Origin of the sequence: Streptomyces soli, from assembly GCF_003999195.1 — a bacterium.
GTDB lineage: Bacteria > Actinomycetota > Actinomycetes > Streptomycetales > Streptomycetaceae > Actinacidiphila > Actinacidiphila soli.
Genome location: NZ_RJVR01000330.1, coordinates 24,951 through 47,967 on the forward strand (window position 1 = coordinate 24,951; position 23,017 = coordinate 47,967).

A 23,017-nucleotide genomic window follows, 5' to 3' on the forward strand; every position below is an offset into this window, starting at 1 on the left:
TAGGTCAACGACCTTACAGAACGGATCAGGACAGAACGGATCGGGTTCACGGGAAACGAACGGCACCGGCACCGTAGACTGCCCGGATGACTGCGCTCGACGTGTTGCACCGCGTATTCGGCTACGACGCCTTCCGCGGCGAGCAGCAGGAGATCATCGAGCACGTCGTGGCCGGCGGCGACGCGCTCGTGCTGATGCCGACGGGTGGCGGGAAATCACTCTGCTACCAGATTCCGGCACTGGTGCGGGACGGCGTCGGGGTGGTCGTGTCGCCCCTGATCGCGCTCATGCAGGACCAGGTGGACGCGCTGCGGGCGCTCGGGGTGCGGGCCGGGTTCCTCAACTCCACGCAGGACCTCGACGAGCGGCGGCTGGTGGAGGCCGAATTCCTGGCCGGTGAGCTGGATCTGCTCTACCTCGCGCCCGAGCGGCTGCGGGTCGAGGCGACGCTGCGGCTGCTCGACCGGGGCAAGGTGTCGCTCTTCGCGATCGACGAGGCACACTGCGTGGCCCAGTGGGGTCACGACTTCCGGCCGGACTACCTCGCCCTGTCCGAGCTGCACGAGCGCTGGCCCGAGGTGCCCCGGATCGCGCTGACGGCGACCGCGACGGAGGCAACGCACACCGAGATCGCGGCACGGCTGAAGCTGCAGGACGCGCGGCACTTCGTGGCGAGCTTCGACCGGCCCAACATCCAGTACCGGATCGCGCCCAAGGACGAGCCCCGGCGGCAGCTCCTGCAACTGCTGCGTACGGAGCACCCGGGCGACGCGGGCATCGTCTACTGCCTGTCGCGGGCCTCGGTGGACAAGACCGCCGAGTTCCTGGTGAAGAGCGGCATCGACGCCGTGCCCTATCACGCGGGGCTGGACGCGCGGACCCGGGCGGCGAACCAGGCGCGCTTCCTGCGCGAGGACGGGCTGATCGTCGTCGCGACCATCGCCTTCGGGATGGGCATCGACAAGCCGGACGTGCGGTTCGTGGCACACCTGGATCTGCCGAAGTCGATCGAGGGGTACTACCAGGAGACCGGGCGTGCCGGGCGCGACGGGCTGCCGTCCACCGCGTGGCTCGCGTACGGGCTCCAGGACGTCGTCCAGCAGCGCAAGATGATCGACACGTCGGAGGGCGACGACGCCCACCGGCGGCGGCTCGCCGCCCATCTCGAATCCATGCTGGCGCTCTGCGAGACCGTGGAGTGCCGGCGAGTGCGGCTGCTCGCCTACTTCGGCCAGGAGTCGGGGCCCTGCGGCAACTGCGACACCTGCCTCACGCCGCCCGAGTCCTGGGACGGCACGGTCGCCGCGCAGAAGCTGCTGTCGACGGTGGTTCGGCTGAAGCGGGAGCGCGGGCAGAAGTTCGGGGCGGGGCAGATCATCGACATCCTGCTGGGAAAGAAGACCGCGAAGGTCATCCAGTTCGATCACGACGCCCTGTCCGTCTTCGGGATCGGGACCGAGCTGAAAGAAGGCGAATGGCGGGGCGTGGTTCGGCAGTTGCTCGCCCAGGGCCTGCTGGCGGTCGAGGGTGAATACGGCACGCTCGTCCTGACGGACGGCAGTGCCGAGGTACTCGGCGGCCGTCACCCCGTGCAGCTGCGCCGCGAGCCGGAGCCTGCGGCGAAGGCGGCCAAGGCCGCCAAGGCCGGCGGCGGTTCGCACCGTTCCACCCCCGTCGACCTGCCCGAGGAGGCCCTTTCGGTCTTCGAGCTGCTGCGGTCCTGGCGTGCCGCCACGGCGAAGGAGCAGGGCGTGCCCGCGTATGTGATCTTCCACGACGCCACGCTGCGGGAGATCGCGACCGCGCCGCCCGCCACGCTTGACGATCTGGGCGCGGTGAGCGGCGTCGGTGAGAACAAATTGGCCAAGTACGGTCAGCAGATCCTGGACGCGCTCTCGGCGTAGCCGCCGCCCCGGCCACCCGCCGTCGGAGTGCGCACCGTTGCCGAGTGCGGGTGGGTTGTGCCAGCCTCCCCCAAAGCTTCCTTTGGGTGGGGGTCCCCCCGGCCGAAGGCTGGGGGAGTGCCCCCACCCCCAGCCTTCGGCCGGGGGGGACCCCAGCGGAACGTTCTCCCACAACCCACCTGTTACGAAACGAACTCGCGCTCCAGGGCTCGGAAGCGCCGGCTGGGCGAGCACCCCGAGGAGATCCCAGCGGCCGTGGACCTGACCCTGCGCGGCTTCGCCACGCTGCACAACCCCGACCAGATCGAGGGCTGGAACGCGCGCTTCGGCACCTGGCTGCGGGACAATCGCATCGTCTTCCCCCACACGGTGGCCGAGGGCGGCGTCAAGGAACTCCCCGAGGCGTTCCTCGGCCTGCTGAACCGCAAGTACAGCGGCACCGTGCTGGTCAAGCTCTCCTGAGAGAACGCGGAGAACTCGGACACATGACAACAGCATCACCGGGCGGACGCGTGCTGGACCGCCGTACGCTCAACCGGGCGCTCCTGGAGCGGCAACTGCTCCTGGAGCGCGCGCCGCTGTCCGCCGCCGGTGCCATCGAGCACCTGGTGGGCATGCAGGCCCAGGCGCCCAATCCGCCGTATCTCGGGCTGTGGACCCGGGTCGACGGCTTCCGCCTGGACGACCTCGCCGCTCTGGTCAGGAGCCGCGAGGTCGTCCGCGTGGTGCTCATGCGCGGCACCATCCACCTGGTCACCGCCCAGGACTGCCTCGCGCTGCGCCCGGTCCTGGACGCGGCCCTGGAACGCGCCCTGAACGGCACCTTCGGCCGCCGGCTCGACGGCCTCGACCTGGCCGAGGTCGCCGTGCTGGGCCGCCGGCTGGTGGAGAAGGAGGCGCTGTCCTGGGGCCGGCTGGGCGTGCTGCTCGCCGAGCGCTGGCCCGACCGGGACCCCTTCGCCCTCGCCAACGCCGTACGGAACCTGGTGCCGCTGGTCCAGGTGCCGCCGCGCGGGCTGTGGGGCGAGAGCGGCCAGGCCACGCACACCACGGCCGAGTCCTGGCTGGGCCGCCCGACGGCCGTGGATACCGCGCCGGACCGGATGGTCGAACGCTATCTGGCGGCCTTCGGGCCGGCCACGGTCAAGGACATTCAGGCCTGGTCCGGCCTGACCCGCCTGGGGGCGGTGGTCAAGCGGCTGCCCCACCTGCGGACCTTCCGCGACGAGAACGGCCTGGAGTTGTGGGACCTCCCCGACGCCCCGCTGCCCGACCCGGATGTGCCCGTGCCGGTGCGTTTCCTGCCGGAGTTCGACAACATCCTGCTCTCGCACGCCGACCGCGCCCGCATCCTCACCGAGGAGCAGCGCAGGCTGGTCTTCACCCGCAACGGCCTGATCAGGTCGGTCATCCTCGTCGACGGCTTCGTCCGCGGCCTGTGGCGAATCTCCCAGCAGCGCGACACCGCGGACCTGGTCATCGAGCCCTTCGCCTCTCTGTCCCGGCAGGAACGTGAGGCCGTGGCCGACGAGGGCGGCCGGCTGCTGGCCTTCGCGGCGGCCGGCGCGAAGACGTACGACATCCGTTTCGTCTGACCCGGCGTCCGACGGCGTACGCATACGGATCCCGGCCAGCATCTCCTCCCGGCCCTCCTGGCGCCGGCCGCCGGCGTGCACCACGACGCCGTCCTTGGTGAAGGTCGCGGCGAACCCCTCGATGTCCAGGGCGTCCACCCGTCGCATCTGCCGCGCGTAGAACGTCTGCACCTCCGCGTAAAGGTCTCCGCTGACCTTGATCACGCTTTCCTGGGACACCGTGACTCCCTCCGTCTGACTCCGCGGTCCGCTGCCGCCCACGCTGTCAAACCCGGCTGCAGCGAGGCTGGAGGGCCGCTCAGCCCGTGAGCCCCCGGCGGGCCAGCAGCGGCTCGATGCGCGGCGCCCGGCCCCGGAAGGCCTCGAAGGCGGTGAGCGAGTCGACGCTGCCGCCCTTGGAGAGCAGCTCGCGACGGAAGGTGTCGCCGTTCTCGCGCCGCAGACCGCCGTTCTCCTTGAACCACTCGACGGTGTCGGCGTCCAGCACCTCGCTCCAGATGTAGGAGTAGTAACCGGCGCTGTAGCCATGGGAGAAGATGTGCGCGAAGTACGTGGACCGGTAGCGCGGCGGGATCGCGGGCAGCGCCACGCCCGCCTTTTTCAGCGCGGCGGCCTCGAAGGCCTCGGCGTCGCCGGGGTCGGCCCCTGCCGGGATGGTGTGCCAGGCCCAGTCGAGCAGGGTCGCGGCCAGGTACTCGACCGTACGGAAGCCCTGGCCGAAACGGTCGGCGGCCTCCATCCGGTCCACCAGCTCCTGCGGCATGGGATCGCCGGTCTCGTGGTGGCGGGCGTAGTTGGCCAGAATCTCGGGCCAGACCGTCCACATCTCGTTGACCTGGGAGGGGTATTCGACGAAGTCGCGCGGAACGGCGGTGCCGGAGAAGAAGGGGTACCGGACGTCGGAGAACAGGCCGTGCAGAGCGTGCCCGAACTCGTGGAAGAGGGTGCTGACCTCGTCGAAGGTCAGCAGCGTCGGCTCGCCGGGCGCGGGCTCGGCGATGTTGAGGTTGTTCACCACGACCGGGCGCTCGCCGAACAGCCCTGACTGGTCGACGAGGTTGTTCATCCAGGCGCCACCGCGCTTGGAGGCACGGGCGTGGAAGTCGCCCAGGTAGAGGCCGAGCGGGGAGCCGTCCTCCTCGAAGACCTCGAAGACCCGGACGTCGGGGTGGTAGCCGGTGAGGTCGGGGCGTTCGGTGAAGCTCAGCCCGTAGAGCAGCCCGGCCGCGTGGAAGACGCCGTCCTTGAGCACCCGGTCGAGCTCGAAGTAGGGGCGCATGGCTGCGGAGTCGATGTCGTACTCGGCCCTGCGGACCTTCTCCGACCAGTACGCCCAGTCCCATGCGGCGATCTCGTCCAGGCCGGATGCGGCGGCCAGCGCGGCGGCCTCACGTTCGGCGTTGGCGACGGCGGGCGGGACCAGGCGGGTGAGCATCTCGGTGACGGCCTCGGTGGTGCCGGCGGTCTGGTCGGCGACGATGTAGGCGGCGTGGCTGTCGTGGCCGAGGAGGGCGGCTCGTTCGGCGCGCAGCGTTGCCAGCTTCACGACCAGCTCGCGGTTGCTGGCGGGTCCGCTGAGGCCGCGTCCGAGGGAGGCGGCGAGGAGGCGCTCGCGTACGTCGCGGCGGTCCAGGGCCGCCAGTTCCTGCTGGTTGGAGAAGTTCTTGAGGCTGAGGACGTACTTGCCGTCCTGGCCGAGGGCGCGGCCGTTCTCGGCGGCGGCGGTGATGGCGCCCGGGGAGAGCCCCGCCAACTCGTCGGCGCTGTCGAGTACGAGGGCGGCGGACTTGGTGTCGGCGAAGAGGTTCTGCTCGAAGGTGGTGGAGGCGGCGGCGATCTCCGCGTTCAGCTCGCGCAGCCGCTGCCGGCCGGCCTCCGGGAGCCGGGCGCCGGCCCGCTCGAACCGGGTGTGGTACCGCTCCAGCAGCCGCAGGGACTCGGCGTCCAGGCCGAGTTCGTGCCGGGTGTCGTAGAGCGCGCGGATGCGGCCGTAGAGCGCCGGGTCGAGGTGGATCGCGTCTCGGTGGGCCGCGAGCCGGGTGCTGATCCCGGCCTCGATCTCCTGCACCTCCGGGTTGGTGTCCGACGACGCCTGGTTGAAGAACACCTGCGAGACCCGTCGCAGCAGCGTCCCCGAGCGCTCCAGCGCCTCGATGGTGTTCTCGTACGTCGGCGGGTCCTCGTTCGCCGCCACAGCCTGGGCCTCGGCCAGCTCCTCGGCCATGCCGCGCTCGAAGGCAGGCGGATAGTGCTCCTCGCGGATCTCCGCGAAGGGTGGGAGTCCGTACGGGAGCGTGCTCGGGCTGAAGAAGGGGTTCGTCGCGTTTGTCGGCGTCACGCGATCGACCCTACGTCTGCGCGGCCGCACGGTCGTGCGGTTTTGGAGGGGCTGTCGCTGGGGCGCCTGGCCACCGCGCTGGGGCTCCCCGGGTGGTGAGCAGCCAGGACCGGCTGCCGTAGGCGGCGGCGAGCCGGCGTGCTGCTCGGCCGGGATCAGGTCGTCGTCCTCGTCGTGGATCACCAGAACTGGTCGACGAGGAAGTCGAATTCGACGGCTCCGGCTACCCCCTGCGCGAGGGCGGCAGGGGGCGCCCGCGTACAGGGATCGCTACTTTTGTCACTGTTACGCGGGATCCGCGTAACAGATGATCAACAGGCCCGTTCGGCCCACAAAGCGTGTCGTTTGTCCCCATGAAGCTGACGCTCCGACAGCCGTTTCACAGGGAGGCACTCGAGATGACCGATCGGACACTGTGGTCATACGCCGAGATCGCCGCGCACATCAGGGTGCAGGTCGACACCGTGCGCTCCTACCGAAAGCACGGACACCTTCCCTCGCCCGATGTGGTCGAGGGCGGCAAGCCCTTCTGGTACGCGGACACGATCCGCACGTGGAGCTCCCGGCGGCCAGGTAACCGCGGCCGCCGGGATCCCGACTGACGGTCGATCGAAAGAAGCGAGGAGATCAGGCAGAACTCACGGGCTCGGGGTCCCGCTCCGTCTCGCGGCGCGGGACCTCCGCCGTCCCCCCGCCGCCCTCACTGAGGCCGAAGCGATCATTCAGAGAGCGCAGCCCGCGCGGCGCCCACCAGGTGGCTCCGCCGCCGAGCGGTCCCGCATCGCCGCGATGGCCTTCGGCGTGTTCAAGGCCGGGCTCGCCCTGGTGCTGGCGCACGAGGGCACGGAGCGGGACGCGTACATCGCCGAGCTGAAGAAGGCGCTGTACGGCTACCTCGCCCCGCATGTGGACACCGGCCCGGCGGTCCTGGCCTGACCTCACGATTGCCTGAGCTCACAACTGCCGGACGGCACGGCCGCCTGACGTTACAACTGTCGAAACCCACACGGCCGGGACCCCGGATTGTCCGACCCCGGAACTATGGTCGACTCCATGAGCGACACTGCCGCGGCCACAAGCCTCGCAGTGATCGGCGCGGGTGGGATCGGCGGCTTCACCGCTGCCCGCGCACAGCTCGCCGGACACGACGTGACGCTGTGCGTGCGCACACCCATCGACAGCTCGCGGTCGAGACCGACGGCGAGGTGCTCCACTCCCCCGTGCACATCGCCACGCGGCCGGAGCGGGAGAGCCCCGCGCACTGGGTACTGGTCACGACCAAGGCCCAGGACACCGTAACCGCCGCCGGATGGCTGCGCCGGCTGGTCGGCCCGCACACCCGCGTGGCCGTGCTGCAGAACGGCGTGGGCCACGTCGAGCGCGTGGCGCCGCTCCTGCCTGAAGACACCGAAGTGCTCCTCGTCGTAATCTACATATCCGCCGAGCGCATCGCACCCGGCGGATCACCCACCACGTCGGCAACGTCATGCTGGTCCCCGAGGGCGGGCTCGCCGACCGCTTCGCCGCGCTGTTCGACGGCAGCGGCATCGACGTGCACACCACCGGTGACTTCACCGCCTGGCGCAAGCTCTTGAGCAATCTGGCGGCGAATCCGCTCACCGAGCGCCGCGTGGACGTCTTCACCGAGCCGGACATGGCCCGGCTCGCCTCCGAGGTACTGAGCGAGGCCGTCGCCGTGGCGCGCGCGGAGGGCGCCGAGATCGGCGAGCGGGATGTCCGCAAAACTCTCGACCTGTACGCGATGAATCCGGCCGGCGGCGGCACCTCGATGCTCTACGACCGGCTCGCCGGGCGGCCGTTGGAGCATGAGCACATCACCGGCGTGGTCGTGCGGGCCGGCAAGCGGCACGGCATACCGACGCCGCTCAACACGGCACTGCTGACCCTGCTGCGCGCTCTGGACCAGTCCATACGCTGAGCCATGCCCGGGATGGCCGTCAGACCGACTGCCCGCCGCCCACCTTCTCGGGCTGTACGGCCTGCCCCTCCGCGGGCTGGCCGGGAATGCCGGGCACCACTGCCCCACCGCCCGCGGCCACCACCAGCTCGGCGCTCTGCGCGCCTCCTCCGCGCCGCCGGGAGATCCACTGGACGAGCGTGCCCAGGGCCGCGACCAGTGCCGAGACACCCAGTCCGAGCCCGACCGCGTACAGCGAATTGGAGGTGGCGAGCCCCCCGAAGTAGCCGAGCCCCACCGAGTACGTCGCCCAGACCGCCTCGGCCAGGCCCGCGCCGATCGCATAGCGCCGGGCCGGATAGCGCATGATTCCGGCCGCCAACCCGCCGAAGAGCCGCCCACTGGGCAGGAAGCGCACCCCGACCACGAAGGGCACGCCATGCCGCTGTATTCGGGTGCCGGCCCAGTCGAGGAGAGCGCGACGCCGGGGCCGCCGGTAGAGCCTGGTGAGGACCCGGCCGCTGACCGCCCGCCCGGCACGGTGGATCAACAGGTCACCGGCCAGAGCGCTGCCGGCCACGACCAGCAGCACCAGCGCGATGCTCAGCCGGCCCTCGGCCGCCAACACCCCGCCGGTGACCAGCAGAGCCGCATTGGGCACCAACGGGGGCGCGGTGGTGGCCGCCAGCACCGCGTACGCAAGGATCACGTGGCCGTCGCGCAGGTACGCGTCCAGGCCCGCCGTGAAGTCGAATGACGACACGAATGTTGCAACGTCCACGTCGCCACCCCTCTTCCCCTGTTCGCGCGTCCATCCCCGTCAACGCTGGCAGGGGCAGGAGGGGATGAGCAATGGGATTCCACCAGGATTAGGGGCATTCCCAGGGGTTTCCCAAGGTTCCGTCATCCTCAGGGGACAGCGCGGCCGGGCCTGCTCGTCCCCAGGGACTACAGAGAGTACGGCGCGTGGAGCGGCCGTAAGTCGGCGGCGGTCAGCGGCCGAGCAGTTCGCCGCCGTTGCACTGCAGGATCTCGCCGGTGATGAAGCCGGCCTCCGGAGAGGCCAGGAAGATCACGGCCGCCGCGACATCGGCCGGACGCCCCACCCGCCCGATCAGGGTGCGGCCGGCCCGCCGGGTCAGCTCCGCGTCATTGAGCCGCGCGCCGAAGAACTCGGTGCCGGCCACCGTGCCAGGGGCGACGATGTTGCAGGTCACGCCCTGCGGGCCGAGCTGGGCGGCCAGCGAGTGGTTCCAGGCATGCAGGGCGGCCTTGGAGGCCCCGTACGAACCGCCGCCGCGCAGCGCCGCCACCGAGGTCACCGTGATCACCCGGCCACCCTCGGGGAAACGGTCCCGGGCGGACTCGGTCACCAGCACGGCGGTCAGGACATTGCGCTCGAAGTCACCGCGCCAGCGGGCGAGCACGCCGTGCGGGCCGGCGCCGACCGCCAGTTCGCGGCTGCCCGCGTTGTTGACCAGGACATCGATACGGCGCGGCAGGCGGGTCAGCGCGGCCTCGACGTCATCGGGATCAGCGAGATCGCAGGCCACCGGAGTCACGTCAAGGTCGTATTTGGTACGTAGTTCTTCGGCTGTGGCCTGGAGGACCTCACGACGGCGGCCGACGATGGTGACATGGCTGCCCGCCTCCGCGAACCGGGTGGCCACCGCCCGCCCGATGCCCGTCCCTCCGCCGGTGACAACGACGTTCCGGCCCGTACTCGCGTTCTCCGACATCACTCTCCGCCCCTCAAAGAGGGACAGCACGCTACGGGACGCCGCCCACAGGCCTTCACTGGGGGTCGGTATCGGGCCCGAAATGACCACAGAGATGCAGATCACACTGGCTGGAACGTAACCTTTTGGTCTAGAGGCAGGTCTATCCCAGCGAGACACCGGGCTCCCGGCGGACTCGGTGAGATGATGAGCGGGTTGTCTTTGGGGGACAGCCCGGTCGTGTTGCCCGGGGCGAAGCGCCCGGAGAGCTTTGAGCGGCCCTCCCGGACGCTTTGATCCCGGTCAAAGCGAGCGCACCCAAAGAACGCCCGGTACGGCCCCGTGGGGGGAGCCGCTCCGGGGAACGAGGGGCGCCCCGTGTCCAACCCGTGGGGGGATTGGGCGCGGGGCGCTTCTCTTTATTTCGGAGGCGAGGTTCGCCTCCGCTGCGCTGAGCCACTGTGGAGGCGTTCCAGGCTTCGTCCGGGGGGACCCTCCCCCAGACGAAGTCTGGGGGAGGTCGATCGTGCCCGATCGCTCGTTCCTCGCGATCTCCGCGCGTTCCCTCCCCCAGCGCTTCCGCTGGGTGGGGGTCGGTCCTCCCCCAGCCTGGCGGCTGGGAGCTGCCCCCACCGGCCGGAGGCTGGGGGAGGACCCTCATTTCGACAGCGGCCGCTCCGCTTTGGCTCACACGCCTGCCCGGAACCGCAGGTGTCAAGGCTCCGGAGCCCTCAGCGCATCGCAGGTGTCAGCGACCCTCGACCGGGACGAAGTCGCGGATCTCGACGCCGGTGTAGATCTGGCGCGGGCGGCCGATGCGGGAGCCGGGCTCCTTGATCATCTCGTGCCACTGGGCGATCCAGCCGGGGAGCCGGCCAAGCGCGAAGAGCACGGTGAACATGGTGCTCGGGAAGCCCATGGCCCGGTAGATCAGGCCGGTGTAGAAGTCCACGTTCGGGTAGAGGTTGCGCTGGATGAAGTACTCATCGCTCAGCGCGTGCTCCTCGAGCTTGAGGGCGATGTCAAGGAGCTCGTCGGACTTGCCGAGCGCGGAGAGGACATCGTGCGCGGCCGACTTGATGATCTTCGCGCGGGGGTCGAAGCTCTTGTAGACGCGGTGGCCGAAGCCCATCAGACGGACGCCGTCCTCCTTGTTCTTCACCTTGCGGATGAAGGAGTCGACATCGCCGCCGGCGGCCTGGATGCCCTCGAGCATCTCCAGGACGCTCTGGTTGGCGCCGCCGTGCAGGGGGCCCCACAGCGCGTTGATGCCCGCCGAAATGGAGGCGAAGAGGTTGGCCTGCGAGGAACCGACCAGGCGCACGGTGGAGGTCGAGCAGTTCTGCTCGTGGTCCGCGTGCAGGATGAGCAGCTTGTCCAGGGCGTCGACGACTACCGGGTTGAGCTCGTACTCCTCGGCCGGCACCGCGAACGTCATGCGCAGAAAGTTCTCGACGTAGCCGAGATCGTTGCGCGGGTAGACGAAGGGGTGGCCGATGGACTTCTTGTACGCGTAGGCCGCGATCGTCGGAAGCTTGGCAAGCAGGCGGATCGTGGAGAGGTAGCGCTGCTTCTCGTCGAACGGGTTGTGGCTGTCCTGGTAGAAGGTGGACAGCGCGCTGACGACCGAGGACAGCATGGCCATCGGGTGGGCGTCGCGTGGGAAGCCCTGGAAGAACCGTTTGACGTCCTCGTGCAGCAGCGTGTGCTGGGTGATGTCGCCACGGAAGGCGGAGAGCTCGTCCACAGTGGGGAGCTCGCCGTTGATCAGCAGGTAGGCGGTCTCCAGGAAGGAGCCACGCTCGGCGATCTGCTCGATCGGGTAGCCCCGATACCGCAGGATGCCCTGCTCGCCGTCGAGGTAGGTGATCGCGGACTTGTAGGCCGCGGTGTTGCCGTAGCCGCTGTCCAGGGTGACCAGACCGGTGTCGGCGCGCAGCTTGCCGATGTCGAAGCCGTTGTCGCCGACGGTTCCTTCGATCACCGGGTAGCGGTGCTCGTTGTCCCCGTACCGCAGTACTACAGAGTTGTCGCTCACGTCATTCCCTCACCGACGTCGTGGCCTCTTCATCGAGGTTTCGAGGTGCCCTGACTACCCCTACTGTCCCCCATTTGGCGCGGCCTCGTGCACTCGGGGTCGTCCATAGGGCCGATAGCTGGCACCCAGTGCCTATTTTGCCGCTCCGGATAGACGATGGTCGAGAGCGGTGAATCGGCGACCCGCCGACACCGTACGGACCGCCTGGCCGATGGCCTTGCGCGAGCCGACCAGTACGACCAGGCGTTTCGCCCGCGTGACGGCCGTGTAAAGCAGGTTGCGCTGGAGCATCATCCAGGCCCCGGTGGTGACCGGAATCACCACCGCCGGGTACTCGCTGCCCTGAGAACGGTGGATGGTCACAGCGTAGGCGTGTGCCAGTTCGTCCAGCTCGTCGAAGTCGTACGGAATCTCCTCGTCCTCGTCGGTACGCACGGTCAGCTTCTGCTCGACGGTGTCCAGCGAGGTGACGACCCCGACCGTGCCGTTGAAGACGCCGTTCGCCCCTTTGTCATAGTTGTTCCTGATCTGGGTGACCTTGTCGCCGACGCGGAAGACCCGGCCTCCGAAGCGCCGCTCGGGCAGATCGGGGCGGGCGGGGGTGACGGCTTGCTGGAGCAGCCCGTTCAGCACGCCGGCGCCGGCCGGGCCGCGGTGCATGGGGGCCAGGACCTGGACGTCCCGGCGCGGGTCGAGGCCGAACTTCTGCGGGATGCGGCGGGCCACGACGTCCACGGTGAGCCGGCCTGCCTCCTCCGAGTCCTCCTCGGCGAAGAGGAAGAAGTCCGGCAGGCCCTGGGTGACCGGGTGGAGCCCCGAGTTGATCCGGTGGGCGTTGGTGACCACACCGGACTGCTGGGCCTGGCGGAAGATCCGGGTGAGCCGGACCGCCGGGACCGGACCGCCCTCGGCGAGCAGATCCCGCAGCACCTCGCCGGCACCGACGCTGGGCAGCTGGTCCACATCCCCGACGAAGAGCAGATGGGCGCCGGGCGGCACCGCCTTGACCAGCTTGTTCGCGAGCAGCAGGTCCAGCATCGAGGCCTCGTCGACCACCACCAGATCGGCGTCCAGCGGCCGGTCCCGGTCGTACGCGGCGTCCCCGCCCGGCTTCAGCTCCAGCAGCCGGTGCACGGTGGAGGCCTCGGCCCCGGTCAGCTCCGCCAGCCGCTTGGCGGCCCGCCCGGTGGGCGCGGCCAGCACCACCTTGGCCTTCTTCGCCTGGGCCAGGGCCACCACCGACTTCACGGTGAAGGACTTGCCGCAGCCGGGCCCGCCGGTGAGTACGGCGACCTTCTCGGTCAGGGCGAGCCGCACCGCCTGCTGCTGCTCGGGCGCCAGATCGGCCCCCGTGCGGTCGGCGAGCCAGACCAGCGCCTTGTCCCACTCGACGTCCCGGAAGGCCGGCATCCGGTCCTCGGTACCGCGCAGCAGCCGCAGCAGCGAGCCGGCCAGCGAGATCTCGGCCCGGTGGAACGGCACCAGGTAGACGGCTCGGATCGGGTCGCCGCCCTCCGGATCGGGGACGGCCTCGCGGACCACACCCTCCTCGTCGGCCAGTTCGGCCAGACAGTCGATCACCAGCCCCGCGTCGACCTGCAGCAGCTTCACGGCGTCGGCGAGCAGCCGCTCCTCAGGCAGGAAGCAGTTCCCACTGTCGGTCGCCTGCGAGAGGGCGTACTGCAGCCCGGCCTTCACCCGCTCGGGGCTGTCGTGCGGTATGCCGACGGCCTGGGCGATCCGGTCGGCGGTGAGGAAGCCGATGCCCCAGACATCGGCGGCCAGCCGGTAGGGCTGGTTCTTCACCACTGAGATCGACGAGTCGCCGTAGTTCTTGTAGATCCGGACCGCAATGGAGGTGGAGACCCCCACCCCCTGAAGGAAGACCATGACCTCCTTGATGGCCTTCTGCTCCTCCCAGGCCGCGCCGATGAGCTTGGTGCGCTTGGGGCCGAGCCCTGGGACCTCTATGAGGCGCTTGGGCTCGCCCTCGATCACATCGAGGGTGTCGGTGCCGAAGTGCTCCACGATCCGGTCGGCGATGCGGGGGCCGATGCCCTTGATGAGCCCGGAGCCGAGATACCGGCGAATTCCCTGGATGGTGGCGGGCAGCACCGTCGTGTAGTTCTCGACGGTGAACTGCTTGCCGTACTGCGGATGGGAGCCCCAACGGCCCTCCATGCGAAGGGATTCGCCCGGCTGGGCGCCGAGCAGTGCGCCGACGACGGTCAACAGGTCGCCGCCGCCCCGGCCGGTGTCGACCCGCGCGACCGTGTAGCCGTTGTCCTCGTTCGCGTACGTGATCCGCTCGAGGACGCCAGTCAATTCGACCAACGAAGGCCGCTGAGACTGATCCACCTCACCACCCCCCGGTGGCGCAGGCCACGTTGGTTTGGCGACGTGGCATCCGCTCGAAAACACCCTCGAGGACGACCATCTTGAACTCCCCCACTGTCAGGACCTCCTCCCCCACGCGCCCGCGTCGAAAGAACTGATCCGAAGGTACCGCCGAGCGCCGACAACCCGCTCGGAGCCTGTGGATAACTCCCCGCGGAAAGGCACGGCAAGGTAACGATCAGGTTTCTGGGTCTTGCCCTCTGCCATGTAATCGATTCCACAATGAGGTGGACGGTGGCGAGCATCTAGGACGTGGCATCCCGCGCGGGTGTCTCGGTCGCGACGGTCTCCCGCGTCCTGAACGACCACCCGTCGGTCCGCCCCGACACCCGCACCCGGGTGCTGGCAGCGGTCACGGAGCTCGGCTACCGGCCGAACGCGGTCGCGCGCTCGCCGCGCACCGACCAGACCCGCACGCTCGGGCTGGTGATCAGCGACGTACTCAACCCGTTCTTCACCGAGCTGGCCCGCTCCGTCGAGGCCATGGTCTTCGTCGACCGCTGAATCCCCGGCGTCGGCCCCGAGGTGCCGGTGGTCCGTACCGACGGCGGCGACGCCGGCCAGGATCTGGTCGCGCACCTGTACGCGCTCGGCCACCGGCGGCTCGCCATCATCGCGGGCCCGGCGGCGACCACCACCGGCAGCGAGCGCGTCGAGTCATTCCGCGACGCGCTGCAGGAACACGCACTGCCGCTGCCCGACGACCACATCGGCCAGGGCGACTTCCAGGCCGCCAGCGGCCACCGCCCGATTCCTGGACCTGTCCACGCCCCCGGACGTCACCCTGGGCGCGGCCGGGGCGCTGGTCGCGGATCCGGCCGGCAACGTACGTATCCCCAGCCTCCCGGTGAAGGCCGTCGACACGACCGGCGCGGGAGACGCCTTCACCGGCGCCCTGGCCTGGCGGCTGGGCGCGGGCGACGACCTGGAGACAGCGGTGCGCTTCGCCGTACGGGTCGGGGCGGCCGTCACCAATGCCGGGGCCCAGGAGTCCTTCCCTACCCTGGAAGAGGTAGCAGCTCTGTGAAGAAGGCCGGAATCCTCAACCGCCACCTCAGCGGGGCGCTGGCCGTACTCGGCCACACCGATCTGGTGGTGGTCTGCGACGCGGGGCTGCCCATCCCCGAAGGCCCGATCGTCGTCGACCTGGCCTTCCGGGCCGGGACGCCGTCCTTCGCCGAGGTCTTCGAGGGCCTGCTCGACGAGCTGGTCGTGGAGGGCGCCGTCGCCGCCACGGAGATCCGGGACGCCAACCCCGGCGCGGCCGCGCTCCTGGACGACCGCTTCCCGGAACTGGAGCTCGTCCCGCACGAGGAGTTCAAAGCCCGCACCCGGGCCGCCCGGCTCGTCGTACGAACCGGTGAGGCGCGGCCGTACGCGAACGTCATCCTCCGCTGCGGCGTGCCGTTCTGAGGCGAGCCGTGGGCCTGGCGACCGGCCTCGTACATCCTTACGGGGCCGGTCGGCAGGACGAGCGGGCGTTTGGCGCGTACCGTCCGGAACATGACCGACCGACCGCTGAAGGACGAGGTGCTGGACGAGCTGGGTGACGACCGGCTCCAGGAGATCGCCGGGCTGCTCCATAGCGACGCCGACACCGCGCGGCACGTCGTGAACGGCTCGGTCGCCTCGCTGACCGGTGTACTGACCGACGACTCCCTGACCCCCGGCGGCACGGCCGAGCTCTGCCAGGCCATCGCCCAGGCCGCCATGGAGCCCGAACCGCACCACGGTGCCGTCTCGGCCGGGGGTGGTCTGGTGGCCGCGGTGCTCGGCAAGGTGGCCGACCCGGCGGCGAAGGCGGTGGCCAAGCGGCAGGGGCTGCCGGTGGAGGCGGTCGCGGGGGCGCTGGAGATCGTCGTCCCGGTGACGGCGACCGTGCTGGCCCGGCGCGCCCGCGCGTAGGCCCTGTCCCGCTGCGTCCCCTGCCCTGCTTCCCCAGGGCAGGCGAAAGGGGTCCGGCAAGCCGGACCCCTTAAGCGTTCCCTCCCCTTACGGTGCCCCGAGCCCCCCTCCGGCCACCGCGTTTCCCCCCATCATCAGGCCCCTGCGAGCCCCCTCCGGGGCCTGATGACATGTACGACCCACGTCCACGCAAGAAGGTTGCACGGTTCGCGAAAGAAATTTGAAAAACTTCTCAGAAAACGTGCCGGACGTATCTGTCGGCGATCTCGGCGAGCGCCTCGGTGCCCTCTTTCGCCCACAACCTGGGGTTGAAGATCTCCACTTCGATCGCCCCGTCGAAGCCGGTGGCGTCCACTCGTTCGCGGTACCAGCGCAGGTCGATGCTGCCGTCACCGAGCTGGCCACGGCCGAGCAGCACCCCCTCCGGGAGCGGGGTGATCCAGTCCGCGACCTGGAAGGACGCGATCCGGCCGGCCGCCCCCGCCCGGTCGATCAGCGCGCCCACCTGGTCGTCCCACCAGATGTGGTACGTGTCCACGACCACGCCCACCTGCTCGGCCGGGAAGCGCTCGGCGATGTCCAGCGCCTGGCCGAGCGTGGAGATCACGCACCGGTCCGAGGCGTACATCGGGTGTAGCGGCTCGATCGCCAGCCGTACGCCGCGCTCGCCCGCGTACGGCGCGAGTTCCGTGATGGCGTCGGCGACGCGCGCGCGCGCGGCGGCGATGTCGCGGTCACCGGCCGGCAGGCCGCCGGAGACCAGGACCAGGGTGTCGGTGCCGAGGGTGGCGGCCTCCTCGATGGCGGTGCGGTTGTCCGCCAGGGCCGCCTTGCGATCGTCCGGGTCGGCGGCGGTGAAGAAGCCGCCCCGGCAGAGCGAGGTCACGGTCAGACCGGCGTCGCGCACCAGCTTCGCCGCCGCCTCGACGCCGTACTCCTGGACGGGGGCGCGCCACAGGCCGATGCCGGTGATGCCGAGGGCGGTGACGCCCTGGACCAGGGCGGGGATGGAGAGCTGCCTGACCGTCTCCTGGTTGACGCTGAGCCGAGTCGGACCCGCGTTGTCAGTGGTCACTGTCACACTCCGTATACGGAGAGGAGATTGCGGACTCGGGATTCGGCGAGCACCGGGTCGGGGAACAGGCCGATGCGGTCGGCGAGTTCGTAGGCCCGGGCCAGGTGCGGGAGGGAGCGTGCCGATTGCAGACCACCGACCATCGTGAAGTGCGACTGATGGCCGGACAGCCAGGCGAGGAAGACGACGCCTGTCTTGTAGTAGCGGGTGGGGGTGCCGAACAGGTGCCGGGACAGCTCGACGGTGGGGTCGAGCAAGGCCCGGAAGCCGTCCTTGTCACCGGTGTCGAGCGTGCGCACCGCCTCCGCGGCGAGGGGGGCCAGGGGATCGAAGATGCCGAGCAGGGCGTGGCTGAAGCCCTGCTCGTCGCCCGCAATCAGCTCGGGGTAGTTGAAGTCGTCCCCGGTATAGCAGCGCACACCCCTGGGCAGGCGGCGGCGGACGTCGATCTCGCGCTCGGCGTCGAGGAGGGAGATCTTGATGCCGTCGACCTTGTCCGGGTGGGCTGCGACGACCTCCAGGAAGGTGTCGGTCGCCGCATCCAGGTCTTCGCTGCCCCAGTAGCCCGTGAGCGCCGGGTCGAACATCGGGCCCAGCCAGTGCAGGATCACCGGCTCGGCGGACCGGCGCAGGAGGTGGCCGTAGACCTCCAGGTAGTCCTCGGGGCCCCTGGCGAGCGCGGCGAGGGCGCGGCTCGCCATGAGGATGGCCTGCGAGCCGGACTCCTCGACGACGGCGAGCTGTTCCTCGTAGGCCTTGATGACCTCGGTGAGGGTGGTCGCCGGTGCGCTGAGCTGGTCGGTGCCGACACCGCAGGCGATGCGGCCGCCGACCGCCCTCGCCTCGGCGGACGAGCGGCGGATCAACTCGGCCGCGCCCGCCCAGTCCAGGCCCATGCCGCGCTGCGCGGTGTCCATCGCCTCAGCCACGCCCAGGCCGTGCGACCAGAGGTGGCGGCGGAAGGCCAGGGTGGCGTCCCAGTCCACGGCCGCCGGCACGTCGGGGGCGCTGCGGAAGGGGTCGGCGACGACGTGGGCGGCCGAATAGACGATGCGGCTGCGGAGTGCGCCTTCGGCTCCATACGTGACGGGGGCGGTGCGCGGTTTGTACGCGTACAGCTCGCCCTGCGTGTCGGGGAGGAGGAGCGGTTTCGCGGTCACAGGGACAGCTCCGGTACATCGAGGCGGCTGCCCTCGGCGGAGGACTTCAGGCCCAGTTCGGCGAGCTGTACGCCGCGGGCACCGGTCAGCAGGTCCCAGGTGTAGGGCTCGTCCCGGTGGACGTGGCGCAGGAAGAGCTCCCATTGCGCCTTGAAGCCGTTCGTGAAGCCCTCGTCCCCGGTGTTGTCCGGGACCTCCTGCCACTGGTCGCGGAACGCCTCGGTCGCCGGAATGTCCGGGTTCCAGACCGGCTTGGGGGTGGCGGAGCGGTGCTGCACGCGGCAGTTGCGCAGGCCGGCCACGGCCGAGCCGTGCGTGCCGTCGACCTGGAACTCGACGAGCTCGTCGCGGTTGACGCGGACGGCCCAGGAGGAGTTGATCTGGGCGACCGCGCCGCCCTCGAGCTCGAAGATGCCGTACGCGGAGTCGTCGGCGGTCGCGTCGTACGGCTTGCCCTGCTCGTCCCAGCGCTGCGGGATGTGCGTGGCGGTGAGCGCCTGCACGGTGCGGATCCGGCCGAACAGCTCGTTCAGCACATACTCCCAGTGCGGGAACATGTCGACGACGATGCCCCCGCCGCCCTCGGCGCGGTAGTTCCAGGACGGGCGCTGGGCGGACTGCCAGTCGCCCTCGAAGACCCAGTAGCCGAACTCACCGCGGATGGAAAGGATCTGCCCGAAGAACCCGCCGTCGATGAGCCGCCTGAGCTTGAGGAGGCCGGGGAGGAAGAGCTTGTCCTGCACGACCCCGTGCTTGATGCCTGCGGCGGTGGCGAGGCGGGCGAGGTCGAGGGCGCCGTCGAGGCCGGTGGCAATGGGCTTCTCCGTGTAGATGTGCTTGCCGGCGGCGATGGCCTTGCGGATCGCGTTCTCGCGGGCGGCGGTTACCTGGGCGTCGAAGTAGATGTCGACGGTCGGGTCGGCGAGGACGGCGTCCAGGTCGGTGGAGACCAGGGACGGGTCGAGTGCGTGCTTGTCCGCGAGCGCGCGAAGGGCGTGTTCGCGGCGGCCGAGGAGGATCGGCTCCGGCCACAGCGTCGTGCCGTCGCCCAGGTCGAGCCCGCCCTCCTCGCGGATCGCGAGGATCGAACGGACGAGGTGCTGGCGGTATCCCATGCGGCCGGTCACGCCGTTCATGGCGATCCGCACTGTCTTGCGTGTCACGTGGGGTTCCTCTCGATCGACCGGCCGCGCGTACGATTCCCAATAGCAAGCGCTTTCTCGCTGCTCAGCGTAGCTGGAGTCGAATGAGTTCGACAAGGGTGCGGGCGGGGTGACGTAAGCGCTTGCCGCTTCGCGGGTGGCCCGGGGCGCCTGGGGTTCCCTGGTCCGGGGCAGTGCCGCTACTCGCCGCCGTACGGAAGCGTCGTGCCGTCGAGGGCGTACTCGTCGCGTCGGCCGCGCATGCCGTAGCCGGAGCGGCGGGAGGGGGTTGTCGCGGTGACGGTCGCCTCGGTGAGGTGGGTCTGGTCGGCGAAGGCGAGAGCCGTGAGGTGTTCCCCGGTGCGGTGGGCGGCGGCGAGAGGGCCGGCGCGCCAAGGGGCTTGCCAGGTCCGGGCCTTGGGGGCCACGGGGCGGGCGGCGGCGTGGTGGAAGTCGAGAAGGGGCTTGGGGTCGCCGGCCGCCGAGGCCTCGCGGAGGGGGAGGTAGCCCTCCATGGCCAGGTCGCGGCGGCGGCGGGCGGCCCGCTCGTCGACCGGGGTGCGGCGGCGCGGGCGTAGTCGTCCGGGTTGGCGAGGACGGCGGCCGGGAAGGTGAAGACGGCGTCGCCTGCTTCGGGAAGGCCGGAGTTCTCCATGAGTACGGTGACACGGAGGTCGTCGCCCTGCACCATGCGGTGGACGGTGCCGGGGGTGAACCAGACCAGGGCACCGGGTTCCAGCGGAGTGTCGCGGTGGCCGTCGGCGACGGTCAGGGTCTGGATGGCGCCGCGGCCGCCGGTCACGACGTACGCCTCCGTACAGGCGAGATGCATGTGCGGGCTGCCACCGCAGAGGCCGTCGGCGGCTTCCCATTCGTACGGACGCAGGTGGGAGAGGCCGATGGCGCCGGGCAGTGGCGGGGTCACCACGGGATGCCCTTGAGGTGGCGTTCCGTGCGCCCGGCGTTCCAGGCGCCGTCGGCGATGATCACTCGATAGCGGTACGCGAAGGACTCGCCGGGCGGCAGCTCGAACTCGTCGTAGGAAGCCCAGGAGAAGGCGACGGTGGGCGTGGGCTGTTCGCGTACGAACAGTGGGATTCGTGGATCGCGTCCGCGTTTTCCGGGGCGTGCGCGAAGACGAGGGTCGAAAAGGCGTCGACCTCGTCGTGGAGCGTGCTGAAGGAGAGCCAGGGGGCTTGGTGCCCCATGGTGTCGGCCTCGCCGGTGAGGCCGCCGTCGGCGAGGACGGTGCCCTGGTTGAAGTCGCGGGGGCCGCGCCAGTGGAGACCGGTGTAGCCGGCCAGTTCGCGGCCGGCGGTGGTGGGGCTGCCGAAGCGCAGCGGCTCGGCGCGGACGTTGGTGAGGTGGATGGACCAGTCAAGGGCCCCGGCACCTGCGGCGGCTTCGACGGAGTGGGCGGCGATCTCGCGGCGTTCGTCGCACCAGTACTCGCCGTGGTGGGAGAGCCAGCTGAGGCGTTCGGTGAAGCTCAGGCGGTCCCGCGTGACGTCGAGTGTCTCGAAGCCGTCGTGCCGCATCGAGCCGACCCGCTCCGACCCGCTGGTAGCCCCGGTCGGGGCCGAGGTAGGAGTTGCCACCCCAGAAGTTCTGCCCGGACAGGTGGCTGGCGGTCATCTGCAGGCCCTTGTGCCAGCGGTGGTCGTTGGGGCGGTAGCCGGTGACGACGTGCCCGGCGAGGGTGCGCAGTGGGTGGGCGTAGGGCTTGCGGGACTCGTACGGATCGGGGTCGGGCCGGTAGACGTAGGCCAGCAGCTCGGTGCCGCCGGACGCGACGCGGATGCGGTCGCCGTGGACGTGCGTGACGGTGATCGGGCCGCCCAGCCGGTCTTCTCTCCGGTCCCCTTGGGGCCCACTGCGGGTGGCCGCCGTGCAGGTGGCTGCAGTACGGGTCGCCGGGGCCGATCTCGCCGGCGAACACGGGCTGTCCGGTGAAGGCGGACTTGTAGAGCGCGGACACGAACTCCAGGCTGGTCCGGCCGTCCGGGCCGGAGGCGCGGGGGCGGCGGCCCTCGGCCATGGCGTCGAGAAATTCACCTATCTGGGCGACGTGCGAGCTCGGGACGTCGCTGGCCGGGGTGCGCCGGCGGTCCACGCGCCCGGTGTCGGTGGGGGCCGGGAACGCCAGTGGTGGTTGTTATGGCCGTAGAGGTGGGTGAGTTCCAGGGTCGCTTCGGCGCAGTCGATTTGGATGCGACTCACCCTCGTCGTATTCCTGGAGCGAGAGGCAGGGCGGCTTTTCGCACAGCCCCCCCCCCGGCGCCCAGCGCGGCCACGGTCTGGTCGCGGTGGAAGGCGGGCGGGGTGCCGATGAGGACGAGGTCGGGGCGCTCGGCGGCGAGCATGGCATCGAGAGTGGAGTACCCGGTGACGTCGGGGCCGGCCGTCTCGCAGAAGGCCTTGAGCCGGTCGGTGTCGACGTCGACGGCGGCGATGAGTTCGACCCGGTCGCCGTGGGCGCGCAGCGCCGGGATGTGGGATCCGGCGACGATGGCGCCGGTGCCGACCACGGCGGCGCGGAGGCGGGGGCGGGGTCTGCGGCGGGCACGGGCGGCTCCTCGACCTCGGCAGTAAGCGCTTGCACGTAGACTGACCCTAGGCGCGGTAGGCCCGTCCGACAAGGCCCAGCCGCCGGGCCGCTCACACGGAGATCGACCGGGCGAGCCCTGGGTGAGAGCATGTGCCGCTATACGGGCGGAGGGCCCGGGGGTGAGACCGACCCGGAGGAATCAGAACCGATGGCAGTGACCCTGGCCGATGTCGCGGCGCGCGCCGGAGTGTCGGCCGCGACCGTGTCCCGCGTGCTGAACGGCAACTATCCCGTGGCGGGCAGTACGAAGGAGCGGGTACTCCGGGCCGTCGAGGACCTGGACTACGTGGTGAACGGGCACGCGCGGGCCCTGGCCGCCTCGACCTCCGACCTGGTCGGCGTGCTGGTCAACGATGTCGCCGACCCCTTTTTCGGCCTCATCGCGAGCGCCGTCCAGGGCGAGATCAGCGACAACGATGTGCCGGGCGGCGGCAAGCTCGCCGTCGTCTGCAACACGGGCGGCTCCGCCGAGGCCGAGCTCAACTACCTGACCCTGCTGGAGCGGCAGCGGGCCGCAGGCGTCGTACTGACCGGCGGCGCGGTCGAGGGCACCGAGCACACGGAGGCCGTCGCCGTGCGGCTGGCCCGGCTCGCGGCGTCCGGGACGCGGATCGTGCTGTGCGGGCGGCCGCCGTTGTCACCGCTGGCGGAGGCCGTCATAACCGTGGCCTTCGACAACCGTGGCGGCGCGCAGCGGCTCACCGAGCATCTGCTGGCCCTCGGCCACCGCACGATCGGCTACGTCACCGGCCCGGCCGAGCGGACCACCACCCGGCACCGCCTGGAGGGCCACCGCGCGGCGCTCACCGCGGCCGGGCTCGGCGGCTCCCCCGAGGAGCTCGAACGCCTCACGGTGCACGGCGACTACGACCGCTCCTCCGGCTACGACGCCGCCCTCGAACTTCTGCGCCGCGAGCCCGGGCTCACTGCGGTCGTCGCCGCGAACGACACCGTGGCGCTGGGCGTCTGCGCCGCGCTGCGGGACCAGGGGCTGCGGATTCCGGAGGACGTGTCGGTGGCCGGCTTCGACGATCTTCCGTTCAGCGTCGATGCCGTGCCCGCGCTCACCACCGTACGGATTCCCCTGCACGAGGCGGGCGCCCGCGCGGGCCGGCTCGTCATGGGCCGCCAGGCGCCGCCCCCGGGCAGCCTGGCCACGATCCGTACGGAGTTGATGGTGCGGGCGTCCACGGGCGCGCCGCGCACGGGACGCTAGCGG

18 protein-coding genes and 6 pseudogenes are annotated in these 23,017 nt (G+C 70.6%); 12 read left to right on the top strand and 12 right to left on the bottom strand.

What is annotated here, in order from left to right; all coding sequences use genetic code 11:
* Window positions 1–86 precede the first annotated feature (86 nt).
* The 3 genes from recQ to EFK10_RS39230 all read left to right on the top strand — a co-directional run bounded on the left by recQ (window position 87) and on the right by EFK10_RS39230 (window position 3,499).
* The gene (gene recQ / locus EFK10_RS39220; RefSeq protein ID WP_127360420.1) at window positions 87–1,904 is read left to right on the top strand and encodes a DNA helicase RecQ; all 1,818 of its coding nucleotides are present in this window, start codon (window positions 87–89) and stop codon (window positions 1,902–1,904) included.
* A gap of 255 nt (window positions 1,905–2,159) precedes the next feature.
* A complete protein-coding gene (locus EFK10_RS39225; RefSeq protein WP_127360421.1) occupies window positions 2,160–2,366 on the top strand; it encodes a hypothetical protein in 207 nt (68 codons plus the stop codon).
* A 23-nt stretch (window positions 2,367–2,389) separates the two neighbouring features.
* Window positions 2,390–3,499: a winged helix DNA-binding domain-containing protein gene (locus tag EFK10_RS39230; protein ID WP_127360422.1), complete on the top strand. Its 1,110-nt coding sequence runs from the start codon at window positions 2,390–2,392 to the stop codon at window positions 3,497–3,499.
* Between the two features lie 63 nt (window positions 3,500–3,562).
* On the opposite strand, the pseudogene EFK10_RS53605 reads toward EFK10_RS39230, so the two are convergent.
* Both EFK10_RS53605 and EFK10_RS39240 read right to left on the bottom strand, forming a co-directional pair.
* Window positions 3,563–3,646 (bottom strand): annotated as a pseudogene (locus tag EFK10_RS53605) (nuclear transport factor 2 family protein); the annotation flags it as partial.
* Window positions 3,647–3,797: 151 nt separating this feature from the next.
* Window positions 3,798–5,837 carry a M3 family metallopeptidase gene (locus tag EFK10_RS39240; RefSeq protein WP_127360423.1) on the bottom strand — a complete coding sequence of 680 codons (2,040 nt, stop codon included), beginning with the start codon at window positions 5,835–5,837 and terminating at the stop codon, window positions 3,798–3,800.
* 398 nt (window positions 5,838–6,235) lie between these two features.
* On the opposite strand from EFK10_RS39240, the gene EFK10_RS39245 reads away from it, so the two are divergent.
* The 4 genes and pseudogenes from EFK10_RS39245 (at window position 6,236) to EFK10_RS49060 (ending at window position 7,776) form a co-directional block, all read left to right on the top strand.
* Complete coding sequence (locus EFK10_RS39245) at window positions 6,236–6,439, top strand: MarR family transcriptional regulator (RefSeq protein WP_127360424.1); 204 nt, start codon at window positions 6,236–6,238, stop codon at window positions 6,437–6,439.
* The gene (locus EFK10_RS53610) at window positions 6,342–6,773 is read left to right on the top strand and encodes a hypothetical protein (RefSeq protein WP_407647236.1); all 432 of its coding nucleotides are present in this window, start codon (window positions 6,342–6,344) and stop codon (window positions 6,771–6,773) included. The genes EFK10_RS39245 and EFK10_RS53610 overlap by 98 nt, the downstream gene beginning before the upstream one ends.
* Before the next feature lie 117 nt (window positions 6,774–6,890).
* Window positions 6,891–7,432, top strand: a pseudogene (locus EFK10_RS53615) (ketopantoate reductase family protein).
* Window positions 7,324–7,776 (top strand): ketopantoate reductase family protein, encoded by a 453-nt coding sequence (locus EFK10_RS49060; RefSeq protein WP_206305774.1) that lies wholly within the window; start codon window positions 7,324–7,326, stop codon window positions 7,774–7,776. The pseudogene EFK10_RS53615 and the gene EFK10_RS49060 overlap by 109 nt, the downstream one beginning before the upstream one ends.
* A gap of 19 nt (window positions 7,777–7,795) precedes the next feature.
* Here EFK10_RS49060 and EFK10_RS39260 read toward each other — a convergent pair whose 3' ends face one another.
* From EFK10_RS39260 to recD2, 4 genes are all read right to left on the bottom strand, one after another.
* Window positions 7,796–8,536: a DedA family protein gene (locus tag EFK10_RS39260; RefSeq protein WP_240677756.1), complete on the bottom strand. Its 741-nt coding sequence runs from the start codon at window positions 8,534–8,536 to the stop codon at window positions 7,796–7,798.
* A gap of 211 nt (window positions 8,537–8,747) precedes the next feature.
* The gene (locus EFK10_RS39265; RefSeq protein WP_127360425.1) at window positions 8,748–9,494 is read right to left on the bottom strand and encodes an SDR family NAD(P)-dependent oxidoreductase; all 747 of its coding nucleotides are present in this window, start codon (window positions 9,492–9,494) and stop codon (window positions 8,748–8,750) included.
* A 727-nt stretch (window positions 9,495–10,221) separates the two neighbouring features.
* Entirely contained in the window at window positions 10,222–11,511 is a 1,290-nt protein-coding gene (locus EFK10_RS39270; protein WP_127360426.1) for a citrate synthase, read from the bottom strand.
* A 132-nt stretch (window positions 11,512–11,643) separates the two neighbouring features.
* On the bottom strand, window positions 11,644–13,845 hold the full coding sequence (gene recD2, locus EFK10_RS39275; RefSeq protein WP_127360427.1) for an SF1B family DNA helicase RecD2: 2,202 nt from the start codon (window positions 13,843–13,845) through the stop codon (window positions 11,644–11,646).
* 315 nt (window positions 13,846–14,160) lie between these two features.
* On the opposite strand from recD2, the gene EFK10_RS51400 reads away from it, so the two are divergent.
* The 4 genes and pseudogenes from EFK10_RS51400 (at window position 14,161) to EFK10_RS39295 (ending at window position 15,813) form a co-directional block, all read left to right on the top strand.
* A complete protein-coding gene (locus tag EFK10_RS51400; RefSeq protein ID WP_127360428.1) occupies window positions 14,161–14,412 on the top strand; it encodes a LacI family DNA-binding transcriptional regulator in 252 nt (83 codons plus the stop codon).
* Between the two features lie 75 nt (window positions 14,413–14,487).
* Window positions 14,488–14,935: pseudogene (locus EFK10_RS51405) on the top strand (PfkB family carbohydrate kinase); the annotation flags it as partial.
* Window positions 14,932–15,321 carry a D-ribose pyranase gene (rbsD, locus tag EFK10_RS39290; protein WP_127360429.1) on the top strand — a complete coding sequence of 130 codons (390 nt, stop codon included), beginning with the start codon at window positions 14,932–14,934 and terminating at the stop codon, window positions 15,319–15,321. The pseudogene EFK10_RS51405 and the gene rbsD, both read left to right, overlap by 4 nt.
* Before the next feature lie 90 nt (window positions 15,322–15,411).
* The gene (locus EFK10_RS39295) at window positions 15,412–15,813 is read left to right on the top strand and encodes a DUF937 domain-containing protein (RefSeq protein WP_127360430.1); all 402 of its coding nucleotides are present in this window, start codon (window positions 15,412–15,414) and stop codon (window positions 15,811–15,813) included.
* Between the two features lie 232 nt (window positions 15,814–16,045).
* Here the strand turns inward: EFK10_RS39295 and EFK10_RS39300 are convergent, their stop codons facing one another.
* The 6 genes and pseudogenes from EFK10_RS39300 to EFK10_RS39325 all read right to left on the bottom strand — a co-directional run.
* Window positions 16,046–16,888: a sugar phosphate isomerase/epimerase family protein gene (locus EFK10_RS39300; RefSeq protein WP_127360431.1), complete on the bottom strand. Its 843-nt coding sequence runs from the start codon at window positions 16,886–16,888 to the stop codon at window positions 16,046–16,048.
* Window positions 16,889–16,890: 2 nt separating this feature from the next.
* Complete coding sequence (locus EFK10_RS39305) at window positions 16,891–18,048, bottom strand: dihydrodipicolinate synthase family protein (RefSeq protein WP_127360432.1); 1,158 nt, start codon at window positions 18,046–18,048, stop codon at window positions 16,891–16,893.
* Complete coding sequence (locus tag EFK10_RS39310) at window positions 18,045–19,211, bottom strand: Gfo/Idh/MocA family protein (protein ID WP_127360433.1); 1,167 nt, start codon at window positions 19,209–19,211, stop codon at window positions 18,045–18,047. Before EFK10_RS39310 ends, EFK10_RS39305 begins: the two co-directional genes overlap by 4 nt.
* A 179-nt stretch (window positions 19,212–19,390) precedes the next feature.
* Window positions 19,391–20,118 (bottom strand): annotated as a pseudogene (locus tag EFK10_RS39315) (cupin domain-containing protein).
* Window positions 20,112–21,032: pseudogene (locus EFK10_RS39320) on the bottom strand (DUF6807 domain-containing protein). The pseudogenes EFK10_RS39315 and EFK10_RS39320 overlap by 7 nt, the downstream one beginning before the upstream one ends.
* A gap of 4 nt (window positions 21,033–21,036) precedes the next feature.
* Window positions 21,037–21,718, bottom strand: a pseudogene (locus EFK10_RS39325) (Gfo/Idh/MocA family protein); the annotation flags it as partial.
* A 228-nt stretch (window positions 21,719–21,946) separates the two neighbouring features.
* On the opposite strand from EFK10_RS39325, the gene EFK10_RS39330 reads away from it, so the two are divergent.
* Window positions 21,947–23,014, top strand: a complete 1,068-nt coding sequence (locus tag EFK10_RS39330; RefSeq protein ID WP_127360434.1) for a LacI family DNA-binding transcriptional regulator — start codon at window positions 21,947–21,949, stop codon at window positions 23,012–23,014.
* Window positions 23,015–23,017 lie beyond the last annotated feature (3 nt).